This window comes from Thermocoleostomius sinensis A174, assembly GCF_026802175.1.
Lineage (GTDB): Bacteria > Cyanobacteriota > Cyanobacteriia > Elainellales > Elainellaceae > Thermocoleostomius > Thermocoleostomius sinensis.
Genome location: NZ_CP113797.1, coordinates 2134630 through 2153951, shown reverse-complemented (window position 1 = coordinate 2153951; position 19322 = coordinate 2134630). Strand labels below are relative to the sequence as shown.

The window sequence follows — 19322 nt, the reverse complement described above, 5'->3', positions numbered from 1 at the left end:
TAGTTGATTGGTTTCCATCTATTACCCATTACCTATTACTCACTACCCATTACACATTACTCCTTCTCTTAACCTCCCCCAATCCGCGCTACATCTTTGGCATTAGCTTCAAAGGCAGCCGTCAGGGCTTCGTCACCGCTTAGCCCCGATGCTAAAGCTTCTTTGATGGCTTGCAGAACTCGCTTATAGTCTCGCGGCATGACTTTGACAAATTTGGGCAGCATCTCATCCCAATTCGCCAGGACTTTGACGGCTTTTTGGCTGTGGGTGTATTGTGCGTGGCGATCGATCATCTGGTAAAGCTCGTTGATCTCTTCGGGGTCTTCCAACGTTTCTAACCCCACCATCTGCGTGTTGCAGCGGGTGGCAAAGTCACCTGTTTCGTCGAGAATGTAGGCAATACCACCGCTCATGCCTGCGGCAAAGTTGCGGCCGGTTGCGCCCAGAATTACCACCTTACCGCCGGTCATATATTCGCAGCCGTGATCGCCTACGGCTTCCACCACCGCATTGACACCGGAGTTACGGACGCAGAAGCGCTCACCTACCATGCCGCTAATGTAGGCTTCACCGCTGGTGGCTCCGTAGAAGGCAACGTTTCCAGCAATGATGTTCTCTTCCGGTACAAAGGTCGATCCAGCAGGTGGATAGAGAATGATCTTGCCGCCGCTCAGCCCTTTGCCTAGATAATCGTTGGCATCACCTTCTAGTTCCAGCGTTATACCTTTGGGAACAAACGCACCAAAGCTTTGTCCGGCACTGCCCTGAAAGTGTAAATGCACCGTGTCTTCCGGAAGACCATCCCAGTGGCGTTTGGTGATTTCGTTGCCAAGAATTGTACCAACAACGCGATTCACGTTTTTAATCGGCAGGGTCGCCTTGACGGGTTCACCCCGTTCGATCGCTCCTTGACACAAATCCAGTAACACGGTCATGTCTAGGGATTTCTCTAGCCCATGATCTTGAGGAATCTGACAATAGCGTCCGACTTCAGGCCCCACGTCGGGTTGATACAAGATCTTGGAAAGATCCAGTCCTTTCGCTTTCCAATGGGCGATCGCTTGTTTCGCTTCCAAAACATCTGTGCGTCCCACCATTTCGTTAAGGGTACGGAAGCCAAGTTGGGCCATTAGTTCTCGCGCTTCCTGAGCAACGAATTTCATGAAATTGACCGTATGCTCTGGATCGCCAGTGAACTTCTCGCGCAGTTGCGGATTCTGTGTTGCCACTCCTACCGGACAGGTGTTGAGATGGCAAACGCGCATCATAATGCAGCCCAACGTCACCAGTGGAGCCGTTGCAAAACCGAATTCTTCCGCACCCAGCAGCGCCGCAATCACGACATCGCGCCCGGTTTTCATCTGCCCGTCGGTTTCTACCGTAATTCGCGATCGCAGGTTATTCAGTACCAGGGTTTGATGGGTTTCGGCTAATCCCAATTCCCAGGGCAAGCCCGCGTGTTTAATCGAGGTCTGCGGGGAGGCCCCTGTGCCGCCGTCATAGCCGGAAATTAGCACCACATCCGCGTGCGCTTTGGCCACCCCAGCGGCGATCGTGCCCACACCGACTTCTGACACCAGTTTGACGCTGATGCGAGCATTGCGGTTGGCGTTTTTGAGGTCATGGATCAGTTCTGCCAAATCTTCGATCGAGTAAATATCGTGGTGCGGTGGCGGCGAAATCAAACCCACACCAGGCGTCGAGTGACGGACTTTGGCAATCCAGGGATAGACCTTACCACCGGGCAACTGTCCACCTTCACCGGGTTTTGCCCCCTGGGCCATTTTGATTTGCAATTCTTTGGCTTGGGAGAGATACAGGCTAGTGACGCCGAATCGCCCGGATGCCACCTGTTTAATGGCACTATTTTTCGAGTCGCCCTGCTCGTTCGTCCAGGTGTAGCGCTCCGGATCTTCACCTCCTTCGCCCGTATTAGACTTGCCACCAATTCGGTTCATGGCAATGGCTAACGCTTCGTGAGCTTCTTTGGAAATGGAACCATAGCTCATCGCGCCTGTTTTGAAACGTTTCATGATTGACTCGATCGGCTCTACTTCCTCAATTGGCACAGGCTGACGGGGCTTAAACTTCAGCAAGCCACGCAAGGTGAAGTATTTCTGATTTTGCTCGTTAACAAGAGCGGCGTACTGCTTATAAAGATCGTAATTGCCCTGCCGCACCGCCGATTGCAGCGTGTGAATCGTTTGAGGACTAAACAGATGGGCTTCGCCTTCCTTGCGCCACTGATACTCACCACCTACATCCAGGGTGTGTCCATTGACTTGCCGATCGGGGAAGGCATGATAATGTCGCAGGATCGCCTCCTTAGCAATAACTTCTAGATCGGCGCCTTCAATCCGGGAAGCGGTCCAGGTGAAATATTTATCCACCACTGAGTGGTTGAGTCCGATCGCCTCAAAAATCTGCGCCCCCCGATAGCTTTGCAGCGTCGAAATCCCGATCTTTGAGGCTACTTTGATCACACCCTTCGTAGCCGCTTTGATATAGTTCTTACACGCTGTCGCATAATCCACATTGACCAACAAGCCTTCGTGAATCATGTCCTGAATGGTTTCAAAGGCCAGGTAGGGATTGATGGCTCCACAACCATAGCCAATCAGCAGTGCATAATGATGCACCTCACGCGGCTCACCCGATTCCAATACAAGTCCGACACGAGTGCGTGTACCAGTGCGAATTAAATGGTGATGTAATCCGGATACGGCTAATAGTGCAGGAATCGCAGCACGATCGACATCTACTCCTCGATCGCTGAGAATCAAAATATTTACACCTTCAGCAATCGCGCGATCGGCTTCTGCACAAATTTCAGTGATAGCTTGCTCCAAACCCGCAGACCCGTTTTTGGGGTTAAACAAAATCGGAATCGTGACAGATTGAAACCCATTGGAAAGATGCTTCAGTTTTGCTAATTCAGCATTACTGAGAATCGGTGTTTTTAACTTAATCAGATGACAGCTTTCTGGTTCCGGTTGCAGCAAATTGCGCTCTGATCCGATTGTCGTTTGCGCCGAAGTGATGATCTCTTCGCGAATGGAATCGATCGGTGGATTTGTTACTTGTGCGAATAATTGCTGGAAATAGTCGTACAACAACTTGGGACGATCGGAGAGAACCGATAGGGGCGTATCTGCACCCATTGCTCCCACTGCTTCCACCCCGTCGCGAGCCATTGGCGTCATCAATAGCCGCAAATCTTCAAACGTATAACCAAACGCTGTTTGTCGTTGAATTAGGGGTAGGTCTTGCAAGGACGTCTCGCGCAACGCCCCTACAGAATTCGATTCGGGGGCAGCCGGTAAATCTGCCAAATCCACCAGATGTTGATTTAACCAATCGCGGTAGGGTTGGGCTGTGACAATCTCCTGTTTAATCTCCTCATCAGCAATAATGCGCCCTTCCTTCATGTTGACCAAGAACATACGACCGGGTTGCAACCGTCCCTTCAGCGCTACTCGCTCTGGTTCGATCGGCAACACCCCGGCTTCCGAGGCCATGATTACCAGATCATCCTTCGTGACGTAATAGCGAGACGGACGTAAGCCATTGCGATCAAGCACGGCTCCCATCATCGTACCGTCGGTAAAGGCGATCGACGCCGGGCCATCCCACGGTTCCATCAAACAGGAATGATATTCATAGAATGCTTTCTTCTCATCGCTCATCGATTCGTGGGCTGTCCACGGCTCTGGGATCATCATCATTACGGCATGGGGTAGCGATCGACCTGCCAGCACCAGTAGTTCCAGAGCATTGTCAAAAATCAGCGAATCGCTCCCCTCAATGTTGATCACGGGCTGCACTTTCTGAATATCATCGCCAAATAACTCAGATTCAAACAGCGATTGCCGCGCGTGCATCCAGTTGATGTTGCCGCGCAGGGTGTTAATTTCGCCGTTGTGGGCAATATAACGATAGGGATGTGATCGCTCCCAACTGGGAAAGGTATTGGTGCTGAAGCGCGAATGGACCAACGCCAGCGCACTTTCCAAATCGGGATCTTGCAAATCCAGATAATATTGCCCCACCTGCACAGGCATCAACATGCCTTTGTAGACAATTGTGCGAGCCGACAAACTGGAAAAATACCAATAGGTATCCACTTGTGATGTACGAATGGCGCTATGAGAAATTTTGCGAATCACATACAGCTTGCGCTCAAACGCCACATCGTCTGTAATTTCAGGACTGCGCTGAATGAACACCTGCTGCATAAACGGCTCACTCGCTTTAGCTGTATTCCCGAGCGACGAATGATCGGTTGGTACATCGCGCCACCCCAACACCTGTAAGCCTTCCGCTGTCACAATCTCTTCAAATTTCCGCCGACCCGCCTCACGAACAGCCCGATCGGGCGATGCGTAGATCATGCCAACGCCATACTGTCCGGCTTCAGGAAGGGTGATGCCTTCGGCGGCTGTAACTTTCTGCAAAAACTTATGCGGCACTTGCATCAAAATACCTGCACCGTCGCCTGTGTTGGTTTCTGCTCCCACTGCGCCGCGATGATCGAGGTTCAGCAAAATCGTTAAGCCTTGTTCCACGATCGCATGAGACGGCGTGCCCTTCATATGCACGATGAAACCGACGCCGCAAGCATCATGTTCAAATTGCGGATCGTAGAGACCTTGTTTAGATGGCAATTGATGGCTGTTCATTGATAGTTATAAGGTGGCAAAGAAGGGAAGGGTAAAACAAAAAACTGAATCATTGAATGACATTAAGTTATTGGCAAATGTCATGAATTCAACACAAATATTAGGCGTTGTGAAGTGACAACTAAAACTACTTTGAATTCTCTAACAAGAAACCAAACCGCTGTGAAGTCTTAAGGAAAATGACAGATCTTTTGAAACAGTTTTGTAATGTTTGCAAAAACGTTTCTAAATAGACTGTCAAAAGCTGTCAAACGATATACCACTGGGGCATTATTGTTTGGATAGTTTTTGAAAAAGACGCAAATTGAGTACTTTAAAAGGCGATCAAGAGAATGTGGCGCTGACGCATTCCTGCACGAAATCTAATAGAGGATTAGTTAACTAAGCTAACATACTTGCAAGGAATTGACTCATCTTGGGTTTAATAATTGTAAAGAATTAAGACGATGTGTACCTCGCCATAACACTTCATAACTTTGTGCTCGGCGATCGCGGCGACTCAGTTCAAAATAGAAGTAACTTTACCGGGAAAGAAACAAGATTGATACATAGAGACTCGACGAAGGATTCAACCGAAAACTTACTTCGTTTATTCACTAATTTTCGATCTGCTGTTCCGGTTTTGTTGCCATCTTGTAGATTTCCCTCACCCTACATTCCTCTCCCAAAGCCAGAGAGGGACGTTAAAATCACTCAATCGTTCCGACTCCTCCGCTGTCTGGGAGCAGACGTTGGGGGGGGAAGAGGCTCATATCGATTAGGTGGATTGCCTCTTCGATGACATACATATATCAAGATGGCGTATACAATCAATCGTCCGCTTGACCTTTCACTGAGAATTTAATCAGTTATGGCACTAACTTCTCTTCAAACGATCTATGACAATCTTAGGTTGCTAGAACAGGGCGATGTCGTTAAAAGTGCGCTGTACCGTCAATTGGCTCAGGATGTAATTGGTGATCCACAGGTCAGTCTCAGTTGGCGGCAAGCGATCGCCGAGCGGTTACAACAAGCGAATCATTTGCTGGCTATGTTGACGGTGGGTAAAGATGATAGTTACTAGCGCCCCAACGGACTCTTCATTGCCATAGATATTAGGTTTCAGGCACTGGTCGATCGGTTTGTTCGTAGAAATACAGCAGCGCTTCGGCATAGGTTGTGCCGTCGGGGTTGCGAATTTCGAGATACACATTGGTATCACCCGCACGATCGCGACTACCAGACAGCGCATAAGTTCGATCGCCGTTATTAAAGACCAGTTGTTGAGCGCTCTCCAGCTCTTCGTTGGTGATGCGAATGTCGCTGCTGCCATCCTTGGATTGACCCATAAAGTACTTCGGTAGCCACGGATCAAACTCCGCCGAGCAAATTTGCACCCGATGATTGGTGCTTTCCGCATAGGCATAGGGCGCAGAATCTGCTGGACACTCGGCAATCATGCGGTTTGTGTTTAAGTTGCGAATGCTGCCACGAATGGTCGTCTGACCCGTGGCCGGAATAGGAGCCGTTGGATCATAGTCTCGTAGCAAATTTGGGTTATTGGGATCGCGATGAAATTGTGCCACCATAGTGCTGACTGTAGCCTCACTGGACAATCGATCGGTTGTTTCGGTTATGGTAGAGGATGCTGAAGACGTTTCTGTGGCATCTGTGGCAGTGGTGTTTGGCTGACGGGTTTGCGGCTCAATCAAACGACAGCCGACTAGGCTTAGCCATAGCCACAAAATAGCTCCTCCAAGGTGATAGTAATTCATGATTGGTGGAAACCATAACAAAGAGAGAGAAAACAAATTGGGTAGAGCACGGTCTACGTCTACGAAGGGTCAGACTTTGAAGACAACAAGGAGTCTTTCAGAGCTTCTCCCTTCATTTCATCAATTTCAAATAGATTGACCAAGGTGGCAGCGATCGGGATTGCCAGAAACAAACCGAACAATCCAGCAATTCTGGCCCCCACTAATAGCGCAAAAAACATCACGACCGGGTTGATGTTGACTGACCCTTGCATAATGCGCGGCATCAGCAAATTTTCTTCCACCTGTTGCAGCAAAATGCAGCCGATCAAAACTTTCAGACTCAGCCAAATGCCTTGCGGCAGCAAAATTAAGCAAACTAGCCCAATGCCTAAGGTGGCCCCAATGCCAGGAATCAAGTCAAAGATGCCCGCGATCATCGCTAACACTAGCGCATAGGGAATTTTCAGAATCAGAAACACCACAAAGGACGAAAGTCCAAAGAAGACGGAAAGCAAAAATCGCCCCCAAAAGAAACCGAGGAAGTTGCGCTGAATGGCAACTGTGAGCCGCTCTCGCTTTGATTGAGGAAACAGGCGCAGAAAAAATTTCCACAGCCGCGCCCCATCCAACAGCATGAATAGCGTGACTACGGCAATCAAAATCAGGTCTAAAAGACTGGTTAGTACCCGTTGCAGCGTCACTAACCCAAATCCCAAACTGGATAAGGCTTGATTGCGTAGCTGTTCTTCTAGGACGGTTAGGTTTAGCTCAATGTTGCGCTGCTGCAAAAAATCTTCCAAATTGCTGATAATGGTAATCAAATCATCGAGGAGAGCAGGAGCATTGTTGACGAACTGCTGCGCCTGAGACAAGGTGGCAAAGCCGATCGTCAAAGTTAACCCAGCCAAAATGGCTAAACTCAGCAGAAACACGATCGAGACTGATAGCCCATGCGGCAAAAACCGACGCAGCCACTTGACCGGGAAGCTGAGAATAAAGGCCAAAATGGCTGAAAAAGTGAAGATGATCAAGACCGAGGCAAAGTAAGCCAATACCTGCACGATCGCCCATGCCAATGCAAACAGCAGGACATAGCGCAGTAAGCGGGAGTTGTCGAGGCGATCGACCCAATGCTTGGTGGATGGGCGGCTCATAGGGGGAAAGGTTGGCTGGCTACTCTAGTTGTAAGGGATAGAATAGCCAAATGCACCAACTAAAAGTCAGAGTAGTGGGCAATCGCCTTTTTCAAGCGATCGATCGCAGTGTCTACTGCAATTGATCCCAGTTCGCCAGCGGTGCGAGTACGGATGCTGAGGGCGTTCGCTTCCAGTTCCTTCGCTCCAATGACAGCCATCACCGGAATTTTCTCTTTCTCGGCATTGCGGATCATTTTGCCCAAGCGTTCGCCGCTTTCGTCTACTTCCACGCGAATGCCGATCGCTCGCATTTGGTCAGCCACCTGACGGGCAAACGGTAATTGTTCCTCGGTGACGGTAATCAGACGGATTTGTACCGGGGCCAACCACAGCGGAAAATCGCCAGCATATTCTTCGATTAAAATCCCAACCAATCGCTCTAAGGAACCGAAGGGGGCCCGGTGAATCATGACCGGACGTTTGCGCGAACCATCTTTAGCAACGTATTCCAAATCAAAGCGTTCCGGCAAGTTGTAATCTACCTGCACCGTTCCCAACTGCCACTCGCGATCTAAAGCATCCTGCACCATAAAATCGAGCTTGGGCCCGTAGAAAGCCGCTTCACCTACACCCTCAAAATGATCCATGCCCAGCGTTTCCACCGCCCGACGAATGGCACTCTCTGCCTTGTTCCAAGCTTCATCAGAACCAATATATTTGTCAGAAGCAGGATCGCGGAAGCTGAGCCGAGCTTTGAAGTTCGTTAATTGCAGCGATCGAAACACGGTTTGAATTAGTTCAACCACTTTGAGGAACTCGTCATCCAACTGTTCTGGCATCACAAATAAGTGAGCATCATCCTGCGTAAAGCCACGCACACGAGTCAGTCCACCCAATTCCCCTGATTGCTCATAGCGATACACCGTGCCAAATTCAGCCAAGCGCAGCGGCAGTTCCCGATACGATCGCAAACTCGACTTGTAAATTTGCACATGAAAGGGACAATTCATCGCCTTAAGGACAAATCCTTCGTCCTCCGATTCGCCCATCATGGGGAACAAATCTTCTCGATATTTCTGCCAATGTCCAGAAAGTTTGAAGAGTTCCACCCGCCCAATATGGGGCGTGACAACGGGCAAATAGCCGCGCTTTAGTTGCTCTTGCTTCAAAAACTCTTCCAGGGTCGATCGCAGTACGGTTCCCTTGGGTGTCCACAGCGGCAAGCCCGGCCCCACCGGATCGGCAAAGATAAACAAGCCTAGTTCTCTGCCCAACTTGCGGTGATCGCGTCGCAAAGCTTCCTCTTTGCGACGTTTATATTCCGCTAGTTGTTCTGGCGTTTCCCAAGCCGTGCCATAGATCCGTTGCAGTTGGGCTTTGGTTTCATCGCCGCGCCAATAAGCCCCTGCGACACTTTCTAGTTCGATTGCCTCTGGGTTTAATTCAACCGTACTCTCTAAATGCGGCCCGGCGCACAGATCCCACCACTCTTCACCTAAATGGTAGATCGTAATCGGATCGCCTTTGATGTCATCAAGAATTTCCAGCTTATAGGGTTCATTGATCGCCTTAATCCGGCGCTCGGCCTCTTCCCGTGTCACCTCTTCTCGAATTACGGGAAGCTTACGCTTAATAATTTTAGTCATCTCTTTTTTGATTGCCTTCAGATCCTTTTCTGTAAAGGGGTCTGGGCTATCAAAGTCATAATAAAACCCGTTTTCAATCCAAGGGCCGATCGTCACCTGCGCCTTGGGAAACAGCTTTTGCACAGCCATGGCCATGACGTGCGACGCGGTGTGGCGAATTTTTTTCAAATTTTCCGATTCGCTGGTCTTAGGCAGATGGATTTTTTCGGCTGGAACTGACTGAGACGCTGACTGAGACATCGGCTGAGGGTAAAAAAGAATAAAGAGTATAGACAAAACGTGCAATCTCTATTGTAGGCATTGTCGGCCCGAACCGATCTGCTGCCAGAATTCTGCGCGATCGCGGCGATCGGTTCTGCTATCCCGTTGAGGCAGCCGTACAGTAAAATTTGTTCACGCTCTGCATTTCTACCTAATCCCCAGGCCCATGTACTGCGATTACCTAGTACAGATTTTGACCGCTCGTGTGTATGATGTTGCCCAAGAAACGCCGTTGGAGGTGGCCCCGAATTTATCCACGCGGCTGAACAATCGCCTGTTGCTGAAGCGAGAAGACATGCAGTCGGTGTTTTCCTTCAAGCTGCGTGGTGCCTATAACAAAATGGTGAATTTACCACCGGATGTATTGCAGCAAGGGGTGATAGCGGCGTCGGCTGGCAACCACGCACAGGGAGTAGCCTTGGGCGCCTATCGCTTGGGAACCCGTGCCATTATCGTGATGCCTGTTACCACACCGCAGGTCAAGATTGATGCGGTCAGAGCACAAGGGGGCGAGGTGGTGCTGCATGGCGACACGTTTGACGAAGCCTATGCCCATGCCCGCCAGCTAGAAGCTGAGAAAGGGTTGACTTTTATTCATCCGTTTGATGATCCGGACGTGATTGCCGGACAGGGGACGATCGGCATGGAAATTTTGCGGCAGTATCAACAGCCAATTCATGCGATTTTTGTGGCGATTGGGGGAGGTGGCTTAATCTCTGGCATTGCAGCTTACGTGAAGCGGTTACGTCCCGAAATCAAAATCATCGGTGTAGAACCCGTCGATGCCGATGCTATGTATCAATCGCTGCAAGCTGGACAGCGAGTGCGGTTGCCCCAGGTGGGACTGTTTGCCGATGGCGTGGCGGTGCGGCAAGTGGGCGAAGAAACCTTCCGCTTGTGTCAGCAGTATGTAGACGAGGTGATGCTAGTGGGAACCGATGACACCTGCGCTGCCATCAAAGACGTGTTTGAAGACACGCGATCGATTCTGGAACCAGCGGGAGCCTTGTCCATTGCAGCGGCCAAGGCGTATGTAGAACGAGAGCAAATTCAAGGACAAACTCTGGTCGCTGTGGCCTGTGGAGCAAATATGAACTTCGATCGTCTGCGGTTTGTGGCCGAACGGGCAGAATTGGGGGAACAGCGCGAAGCTATTTTTGCCGTCACCATTCCCGAAGAACGGGGAAGTTTGCGCAAATTCTGCGAATGTATTGGTAAACGCAACCTCACCGAATTTAACTACCGCATTGCCGATGATCAAGAAGCCCACATCTTTGTGGGACTACAAATCGCCAACCGGGCCGATGCTGCCTACATGGCCAGTACGTTTGAAGCGGCCGGATTCAGAACCCTCGATCTCACCGACGATGAACTGACAAAACTACACCTACGCCACATGGTGGGGGGTCGATCGCCCCTAGCCCACAATGAGTTGCTATATCGGTTTGAGTTCCCCGAGCGACCGGGAGCCTTGATGCGCTTTGTCAGTTCCATGAGTCCCAACTGGAACATCAGCCTCTTCCACTATCGCAACAATGGTGCAGACTATGGGCGCATTGTCGTGGGTATGCAGGTGCCACCATACGAAATGCCAGAATGGCAAGCGTTTCTTGATACACTGGGCTATCGCTACTGGGACGAAAACCACAACCCAGCCTATAAGTTATTTCTGGGTTAGGTCGAAGTGAGGCGAGCACTGCCCTGCTAGCTGGGTTTTCGGAGAATTACCTTACACAGTCGCTACTTCTCGATCGCTCACGCCGCGCAGTTTGCGAGTGTTTTCCACCAAACTCTGAGCAAAGACATCAAAGCGTTTCGACAAATTCTCGTCTACCAAATTGCCATTCTCATCAAAGGCTTTCCAGGCTTGCCCGATCGCCACTTGTTCAGGAATTGTCCAAGCGTGAATCCAACGCATGATTGTGCGCATATCATTCAGGGCATTGCTGTTAGACTGCCCACCCAAAACACTAATCAGTCCCGTGACTTTGCCTGAGAACTGCTCGAAACCCATCAGATCTAGCGCGTTTTTCAGCACCCCGCTGACACTGCCATGATATTCTGGGGTTGCCAAAATAATTCCATCTGCCTCCAGTACGGCTTGGCGCAGCTTTGCCACATCGGGGTAATCGGGATAATCGTCGCCGCCATCACAAAAGGGTAGGTTCAACGATCGAAGATCCAGCACTTCAGCCTCTACCCCTAACGCTTTAACTCGCTCTGCCGCAACTTTTAGGGCTTGTTGACTATACGAACCGGGTCGCAAACTTCCAGCCATCCCGATAATCTTGACCATTGGAGTCCCTATTACCTTAAGAAATGTTTCATTTAATCTACAGTATAGCTTAATCGTACTCATTATGACTACAGCTTTGAACAAGGGAGGGCTTCGGGGCGGCGCAGGCAAGAAAATGATCAATAAAAAGCGATCAATAAAAAAGTGGGCAGTGCCCACCCTGAAAAAACTCAAAAAATTCGATCGTTCTAGGCTGTAACCAATTCCGGCTCTGGGCGCTTGCTGTTGCGGATACCGGCAATCGCTTCTGCATAATCCTTTGCTCCAAAGACCGCAGAACCTGCCACGATCGCATTGGCTCCAGCTTCGAGCACCTGCCAAGTATTATTGGCTTTCAAGCCGCCGTCTACTTCAATCCAAGGATCAAGTCCGCGCTCGTCACACAGTTGGCGCAATTTCTGAATCTTGGGAACCACAGTGGGAATGAAACTCTGTCCACCAAACCCAGGGTTTACACTCATCAGCAACACCAGATCGCACAGTTCTAAGACATATTCAATCAACTCAAGCGGACTACCGGGATTCAGCACTACGCCTGCTTTTTTGCCCAATTCTTTGATTTGTCCTAATGTACGATGCAGGTGCGGAGATGCATTATGCTCAGCGTGGACATAGATGTGATCGGCTCCGGCTTTGGCAAAGTCGCCGACATATTTTTCTGGTTCCACAATCATCAGGTGGACATCGAGCGGCTTCTGTGTATAGGGACGAATGGCATCCACAATTAGCGGGCCAATCGTAATGTTGGGAACAAACCGCCCGTCCATCACATCGACGTGAATCCAGTCTGCACCAGCTCGATCCACTGCCTGAATTTCTTCACCCAGACGACTAAAATCTGCCGATAGGATTGAGGGAGCAATCACAATGGGTTTAGGGGATTGGCTCATAGGTATTTCTACTCTCCTGCGTCTCTTGTAAATAGTTTAACAAAGTGTGTCTCTGCCCCTTACCTTAATGATCCCCTGCGATTGCACAAATTCATCATGAGTCGGGCACAATTATTGGGAAATTCGATTGGTTGAGGCTACGATCGTCGGCAATTAGGTCTAGGAGAATGCCCATGATACGGCGTCGAATTCGGCAGTTGGCGTGGTTTATCGCGACTGTCGCTTTAGTGTTATTCAGTGTGCCAGTAATGGCATTGATGGATTCGGTTGGTGAAAACGGCATTCATGCTCATCAATTGCATCAGCCGCCACTGAACTTGACTGGACGCAAAATTGCGATCGGGCAAATTGAAATTGGCCGTCCGGCTCAGTTTGGTCTAGACAAAGCTGGAGCGACGAATCGATCGGTTCGGCCCAATCGCCTATTCTTTCGAGATGCGCCCGCAGAAGCCAATTCATTGGTAGATAGCCATGCTGCTCGTGTAGCTAGCATTTTGATTAGCCGAGACAAAACCTTAACTGGAGTAGCCCCAGAAGCCACGCTGTATGCTTCTGCGGTGGGAGCCGAAAGCCGCAGCGAACAACCCGAAGAGTGTTTAGCCGCTCAAACTGTATCGCTGCAAAATGGTGGAGATGTGCGGGCAATTAACTACAGCTTTGGCGAGTCGCTGATGCGTGATCCGCGCGACAACCCAGTCCTAGACGGCAATGCTCTGTTAACCCAGTGTGTGGATTGGCTAGCTCGAACCAATAACGTGCTGCAAGTGATTGCTGGGAACCAAGGGCGCGGTGGCTTTCCCATTCCTACCGATTCTTTCAACGGCATGATTATCGCCAACTCAATGCGAGTTGGGGGAGAATTTCGCAAAGTTGACTATTTCAGTTTGGGCAGCGAACCGGAAGTGGTCATCGGGCGCGATCCGGCTACTGAAAGTAACGTTGGCCCAAGGCGATCGGTGGCGCTGCTAGCTCCCGGAAGTGACATTCAAACCCTAACTCCCAACGGAACAGCGGCCCCAGCCGACTCTGGCACTAGTTTTGCGACTCCGCATGTGGTGGCGACAGTGGCGCTGCTGCAAGAGTTTGGCGATCGCTCGATTCGTCAAGCCCTAGAGTCTAAACAAACGCCGGAAGTGTCCCACTGGGGATTGGATGCACGCCGACAAGAGGTGATGAAAGCAGTCTTAATGAATTCGGCAGATAAACTGCAAGACCAAGGAGACGGCTTGAATTTGGGCATGACTCGAACGGTACTCACCCAACGCAACCGCACTTGGCTAGACTCAGACGCCCATCAATCCACCCGCCTTCCGCTCGATGCACAAATGGGAACAGGACATCTTAATGCGTTTCGTGCCTATGAACAGTTTAGACCGGGGCAATGGCGTCCTGATCAAGAAACACCCGCGATCGGCTGGGACTATCGGGCGGTCAGCGCAGCACCATCAGCAAATACCTCCAAATACCAAGACTATGTGTTTGCAGATCCGCTGCAAGGCGGTAGTTTTATTGCAGCAACCTTAACCTGGAATCGCCTTGTCGAACTGCAAGACCGCAACGCAAACGGACAGTATGACATTGGCGAAACCTTCCGCGATCGCGGCTTAAACAATCTGGATATGTACCTCATGCGTGCTGAAGACACCGATAGTCGGAACCGCATTTGGGCATCCGATAGCCAAGTAGACAGCGTTGAACACTTGTTTCATCAAATTCCTGAAACCGGACGTTACAAAATCCGAGTTGTTTATCGCGATCAGATCAATGAACCTGTTCAGCCCTATGCGTTGGCGTGGTGGGCCATGCCGAATAGAGGCTAAGGGTTAGGGGTTGGGGCGGGGAATTTGGATGGGTAGGAGTTGCCAAACTTGTGGAACTGGAGTCAAAGACACTCGCAAGCCTGATTTGAATGCTGTCGATCAGGATGATTAGAAACGACAAACTGAAGAAGAGGTGAAGGGTTTGAATATTCCCTTCACCCAATGGAGGAATCAAAACAAATATGGTGAGTGAGTTTTTTAGAGGCGCTGCGCGATCGCCAATCGCTCATTCACCGCATTCCAGTTCACAGTATTCCACCACTGTTTGAGATATTCTGGGCGGCGGTTTTGATAGGTTAAGTAGTAAGCGTGTTCCCACACGTCATTGCAAAGAATCGGATAATGTCCATCTGACCAAGGGCAATCTTGATTGGGCTGACTGATAATCTCAAACTGGTTATTCGTTGTCTTCACCAACCAGACAAAACCGCTGCCAAAATGTTTCGCGCCTGCATCATTGAATTGAGTTTTGAAGTTCTCAAAATTACCAAACACATCGTTGATCAACGTGGCAACCTCTCCGGTTGGTTCTCCGCCTGCATTCGGCCCCATCACTGACCAAAAGATAGAGTGATTGAAGTGTCCACCACCGTGATTGCGAATGGCAGTACGGACAGCTTCTGGCAATGTGTGCAAGTTGCGGATTAGGTCATCGATCGACCGTTGCTGTAAATCGGGATAATTTTCGATCGCGTTATTCAAATTGTTGACATAGCCACCGTGATGAAAGTCATGGTGAATTCGCATTGTTTGAGCATCAATGTAGGGTTCCAGTGCATCTTCGGCATAGGGTAGGGGTTGTAATTCAAATGGCATGAGTCTTCTCCTCTTGAGTTAAGTTACAACGTTAAATCCAGACAATTTGAAATCTATGTAACTCGAGCAGAAAGCTATTCATCGTTCACTAGAATGGTTCTGCTGACGATATTTCAAGCTGACGATTCGGGGAAATTCAAATTGTGCTAGAAAATCTTGAGCTAGGGTAATCGCTCGTTCAAATGTCTGTTCTGCTCGGGCAATTTGACCCAATTTTCGATAAAAACTGTCTATCTCAAAACTGATTGCTTTTAGTGCTTTAAATGCTTCTAACCTGCGTGGATTAGATGAACCTTTGTCTGTCATTATTTGAATCACTCGATCGAATGCTTTCCGAAGTATCATCTCTGCTTGTTGTGCATCACCCAAGGTTAACCAATTATCCGCAAGGTTATGACAAGAGACAACATAAAGATGAATCGCATCTGGATGTGTCGCATTCTTCTCAGCTTTTTCTAGCAGCCATTCAGCTAATTCCCATGCTTGATGATATGCCTGTTGTGCTTCGTGATATAAATTTGCTTGCATTCGCTGATTGCCTGTTTTGGTATAAAGCTGCCATTGCAATTCACGCGCTTCATAGGAATCTTGAGGAAGTGCCATAGGAATACCTTTTCATTGGGGCTTGCAGCGACTCGAACAACAGGATTTACTATACAGGGCAGGTTCAAAGTCAAGACAATCTACTGCATCTTCAGTCAGCGCTTTACAGGGATGAACTGTGCATTTCAAGTGATGGCAACCTGTGAAATAAACACATTGGTCGCACGGAATCGAATGCAGCCGTTGCAGCCGCGCAATACTTTGGCGAACCGCCGTTCCTACTGCCCACAAGAACCCAATCAATAACACCATCAGCAATAGTGGACACAAAGATGCCCCTATCACTAAAAACGCATTTGTTAGAGAAGCCTCTATCATTGGGTGTTACCTCAGTGAGACATCTTCGGAAAAAACATTACAACCCAAACTCCCGCTGCAATTGAGCTACCCAGGCTTTGATCCGCTCTTGGGTCAAGTCAGGTTGGTTCAATTCGTCCAGCGGCAAACCAACGAACTTACCGTTTTTGACCGCTTTTGATTGGCAGAAGTCATAGCCATCGATCGACCAATAGCCGACAGTGACTCCGCCTAATGCCGAAATTTTCGCTTCCAAAATACCAATCGCATCGACAAAATTGTTCTCATAGCCGAGTTGATCCCCTGCGCCAAAATAAGCAATTTGTTTTCCGGAAAAATCAACCGCATCCAACTCGTTATAAAGCACTCGCCAATCGGTTTGTAAATCGCCAATGTTCCAGGTAGGGCAGCCAATAATCAAGCGATCGTATTCTTCAAAATCGTTCAACGTAGTTCCCACCACATTATGCAAATCTACAATCTTATCTCCACCAAATTCTTTCTGAATGCAGATTGCTAAGATTTCCGTAATTCCCGTTTCAGTTCCATAGAATAGACCAATCTTTACCATTCTCCTGCTTCCTATTCAGTCTCAAATCCAGCGTTAGTTTTGGGACAATGGACAATGTTGGCTAAGAGCATCGATTTACTCAGCCTTTGTTAACCATTGGAGCAGCCTTGCATCAATGGTTAACCTACCTCCACCGTTGACCAGAAACAATAAGAAACACAGTGCATACAGGGATGCCATTTCTAGGGGCGCCACTTGCAAACCGTTTCCTTTCAAATGGAAATAGATTGCGATTAGCATTGTGGCAAATAGAGCCGCTGCATTGAATCGAGTCAGCAATCCTACAGCCAATAAAATTGCACCTACCAGTTCTACATAGGCAGCACAGTAGGTGAAGAATACAGGATAGGGCAGTCCAATAAACGATACAACTCCGTCGGCAAACTTCTGTACATCAGCAAGTTTATCTAGACCATTGTGAATCATCAATAGACCAACCCCAACCCGCAAAAGTGTCCAGGTAAGCTGAAACCAAACATTTTCCGACTGAGTGAATTTGAGGCTTCTGATAAGAAAAGGAATGTTAGAGAGAACCGAATCAGTATCCTGAGTCACAGTCATGGATGAATCTCCTGAATATTCAGAAAATCAAACTAGTTGAATAATCATGAGGCTGTAAGCGATTGCATTGATTATGTTGAATCAGGAAAAGGAGTTGGAGAACGGATCTATTCCAGAGTGCAATACTCACAACTCCTTTTGGTTTGTCCTTGGGAGGAACTCTACAAACCAAACTCTGATTTCAACTGACTTACCCAGGTTTTGATCCGCTGATCGGTCAATTCGGACTGGTTATCCTCATCCAATGCTAGACCGACAAACTTGCCGTTTTTGACTGCTTTTGATTCGTTGAACTCGTAGCCCTCAGTCGGCCAATGCCCAACCGTAGTACCGCCTCGCTCTGAAATCTTTTCTTCCAAAATACCGATTGCATCTTGAAAGTTATCGGCATAGCCTACTTGATCACCAGGTCCAAAATAAGCAACCTTCTTCCCACTAAAATCTACCGTATCCAATTCATCGTATACCCCTTCCCAGTCCGCTTGTAGCTCACCAACGTTCCAAGTGGGACAACCAATGATGATGCACTGATAGCTATCAAAATCACCCATGTCAGCATCGGCAATATCATGGAGTGTTACTACACTATCTCCACCAAACTCTTTCTGAATAGTTTCTGCAATGGTTTGGGTATTTCCTGTTTGTGTTCCATAGAACAAACCGATTTGAGACATTTTTGCTCCTTCTCAAGTCATGCAATTGCAAATCGTAAGCTGTTGTGTTCTCTCAACTCAAGGAGCGGTTCATGCGAATCGATAGTTGTGTCATCTAGCTATGGCATTTGAATAACATTTGAACAAGTTGTTCATTTCTACAGTGGACATCAGTTGTGGGCTGAAGCTTGTCCAGGCTAGGCATCTCCTGCCGACAAACTGGACAAAACCAATAAACCTTGAACTGACGTACATGGCGCAATAACTGATCAGAATAACAAGGACAAATCGTCATCACATCTCGAGAAATCTACAAAAGGTAGGTAGGAATTCCCAGCTTTTCAAACCGCTTGTTGTGGGCGCTGTTTCTTTCATCCATTGCCGGAATCTCCTTACTAGGAGCTACCATAGCTTGGGCAGTAGCGCTCAAGTCCTGAGCATAGATGCTCATATCGATGCCTCCAAATGACGATGTCGAACGAGATCATTATTGCAAATCTTTTTCAATAAATCTATAATCGACATGATTGTTTTTTGGGTAATTATTTTTTTGGTGTGTGAGTTAATTGACTCGCATCTTTCGCATTTCTTAATGTGCAGGTTTGGGGTCGCGCCGCTTACCTATTGCTGATACAAGGTATGGATTGGGTCTAAATTGACTAGCACAATTGAGAGACTTTTAGGTTATCTGCTGAAGAGAATGCACAGAGGGTAGGCAAATTGGAAAATGTCAACGCGAATCCTCTTCTTTTACCTATTGCCAACTTCAGTAAATATTCTCAATAGTGAACCAGGGCAATTCTGAGTTAATTAGGAGTATAAGCTGTGAATGCTATGGAACAAGCCAATATTATCGAGCGAATCAGTCAAATTGGGGCTGTGGTAAATCTGTTCAAATCTCAGTTTCCGGATAGTTCAGTCAATCTCAGTCCCTGGGTAAAAGATGAAAATACCGCAAAATTTGATGATCCCGATTCGATCGACTTTGCCTTTCATTTCCCTCGACGCAGTTTTGTCTGCCAAAGCCAAACGATTTTGATGCAAATTCGGCTACCAGGAACTACCATCGCAAATCCACAACGAGTTATTGGCGTAGAACTTTCTGGACATGATTATATGGGGCAACAGTGGCGCTTTGCGACTGCTGGACGCTGGGAATTTTGGGGAACCGTATTGCCTCTGCCGGATGCTGAACAAAAGCTCAGACAGATCTGTTTGCAAATCCTTCAGGTGTTCAATCTAGTTATAAAAAGCGGTGCGACAGAAAATCCTCAGGCTATTACCCCACGGAAAACTAAAGCTGGCTAGCACTGCCTAAGCAAGCTAACAAGTGATTTAATGAAGCGTAATTGCGTTA

General features: G+C 48.5%; 17 protein-coding genes. 4 read left to right on the top strand and 13 right to left on the bottom strand.

From position 1 onward, the window contains the following. Window positions 1-68: 68 nt before the first annotated feature. A complete protein-coding gene (gene gltB / locus OXH18_RS09335) occupies window positions 69-4679 on the bottom strand; it encodes a glutamate synthase large subunit (protein ID WP_268612324.1) in 4611 nt (1536 codons plus the stop codon). 850 nt (window positions 4680-5529) lie between these two features. On the opposite strand from gltB, the gene OXH18_RS09330 reads away from it, so the two are divergent. Next, complete coding sequence (locus OXH18_RS09330) at window positions 5530-5742, top strand: hypothetical protein (protein WP_268612322.1); 213 nt, start codon at window positions 5530-5532, stop codon at window positions 5740-5742. 31 nt (window positions 5743-5773) lie between these two features. Here OXH18_RS09330 and OXH18_RS09325 read toward each other — a convergent pair whose 3' ends face one another. The 3 genes from OXH18_RS09325 to thrS are packed head-to-tail and all read right to left on the bottom strand — an operon-like array spanning window position 5774 to window position 9437. Then, entirely contained in the window at window positions 5774-6433 is a 660-nt protein-coding gene (locus tag OXH18_RS09325; RefSeq protein ID WP_268612320.1) for a hypothetical protein, read from the bottom strand. Between the two features lie 59 nt (window positions 6434-6492). After that, complete coding sequence (locus tag OXH18_RS09320) at window positions 6493-7569, bottom strand: AI-2E family transporter (protein WP_268612318.1); 1077 nt, start codon at window positions 7567-7569, stop codon at window positions 6493-6495. 59 nt (window positions 7570-7628) lie between these two features. Further along, window positions 7629-9437 carry a threonine--tRNA ligase gene (gene thrS / locus OXH18_RS09315; RefSeq protein ID WP_268612316.1) on the bottom strand — a complete coding sequence of 603 codons (1809 nt, stop codon included), beginning with the start codon at window positions 9435-9437 and terminating at the stop codon, window positions 7629-7631. A gap of 187 nt (window positions 9438-9624) precedes the next feature. Between thrS and ilvA the strand changes: the two genes are divergently transcribed. After that, window positions 9625-11136 (top strand): threonine ammonia-lyase, biosynthetic, encoded by a 1512-nt coding sequence (gene ilvA / locus OXH18_RS09310; protein WP_268612313.1) that lies wholly within the window; start codon window positions 9625-9627, stop codon window positions 11134-11136. Window positions 11137-11187: 51 nt separating this feature from the next. Here ilvA and OXH18_RS09305 read toward each other — a convergent pair whose 3' ends face one another. Both OXH18_RS09305 and rpe read right to left on the bottom strand, forming a co-directional pair. Beyond that, window positions 11188-11754, bottom strand: a complete 567-nt coding sequence (locus OXH18_RS09305; protein ID WP_268612312.1) for an NADPH-dependent FMN reductase — start codon at window positions 11752-11754, stop codon at window positions 11188-11190. Window positions 11755-11942: 188 nt separating this feature from the next. Further along, entirely contained in the window at window positions 11943-12644 is a 702-nt protein-coding gene (rpe, locus tag OXH18_RS09300; protein ID WP_268612310.1) for a ribulose-phosphate 3-epimerase, read from the bottom strand. Window positions 12645-12817: 173 nt separating this feature from the next. On the opposite strand from rpe, the gene OXH18_RS09295 reads away from it, so the two are divergent. After that, window positions 12818-14464, top strand: a complete 1647-nt coding sequence (locus tag OXH18_RS09295; RefSeq protein ID WP_268612308.1) for a S8 family serine peptidase — start codon at window positions 12818-12820, stop codon at window positions 14462-14464. A 198-nt stretch (window positions 14465-14662) separates the two neighbouring features. Here OXH18_RS09295 and OXH18_RS09290 read toward each other — a convergent pair whose 3' ends face one another. The 7 genes from OXH18_RS09290 to OXH18_RS09260 form a co-directional block, all read right to left on the bottom strand. After that, window positions 14663-15280 carry a superoxide dismutase gene (locus OXH18_RS09290; protein ID WP_268612306.1) on the bottom strand — a complete coding sequence of 206 codons (618 nt, stop codon included), beginning with the start codon at window positions 15278-15280 and terminating at the stop codon, window positions 14663-14665. A gap of 78 nt (window positions 15281-15358) precedes the next feature. Then, window positions 15359-15883 carry a DUF2753 family protein gene (locus OXH18_RS09285; protein ID WP_268612304.1) on the bottom strand — a complete coding sequence of 175 codons (525 nt, stop codon included), beginning with the start codon at window positions 15881-15883 and terminating at the stop codon, window positions 15359-15361. A 12-nt stretch (window positions 15884-15895) separates the two neighbouring features. Next, a complete protein-coding gene (locus OXH18_RS09280) occupies window positions 15896-16201 on the bottom strand; it encodes a hypothetical protein (RefSeq protein ID WP_268612301.1) in 306 nt (101 codons plus the stop codon). 37 nt (window positions 16202-16238) lie between these two features. Beyond that, window positions 16239-16751 carry a flavodoxin FldA gene (gene fldA / locus OXH18_RS09275; RefSeq protein ID WP_268612299.1) on the bottom strand — a complete coding sequence of 171 codons (513 nt, stop codon included), beginning with the start codon at window positions 16749-16751 and terminating at the stop codon, window positions 16239-16241. Window positions 16752-16826: 75 nt separating this feature from the next. Further along, complete coding sequence (locus OXH18_RS09270; protein WP_268612297.1) at window positions 16827-17312, bottom strand: DoxX family protein; 486 nt, start codon at window positions 17310-17312, stop codon at window positions 16827-16829. A 161-nt stretch (window positions 17313-17473) separates the two neighbouring features. Beyond that, a complete protein-coding gene (gene fldA / locus OXH18_RS09265) occupies window positions 17474-17986 on the bottom strand; it encodes a flavodoxin FldA (RefSeq protein ID WP_268612295.1) in 513 nt (170 codons plus the stop codon). Between the two features lie 289 nt (window positions 17987-18275). Further along, window positions 18276-18416: a hypothetical protein gene (locus OXH18_RS09260; RefSeq protein ID WP_268612293.1), complete on the bottom strand. Its 141-nt coding sequence runs from the start codon at window positions 18414-18416 to the stop codon at window positions 18276-18278. A gap of 383 nt (window positions 18417-18799) precedes the next feature. Here OXH18_RS09260 and OXH18_RS09255 point away from each other — a divergent pair, with 383 nt between their 5' ends. Further along, window positions 18800-19273 (top strand): hypothetical protein, encoded by a 474-nt coding sequence (locus OXH18_RS09255; RefSeq protein WP_315874696.1) that lies wholly within the window; start codon window positions 18800-18802, stop codon window positions 19271-19273. Window positions 19274-19322 lie beyond the last annotated feature (49 nt).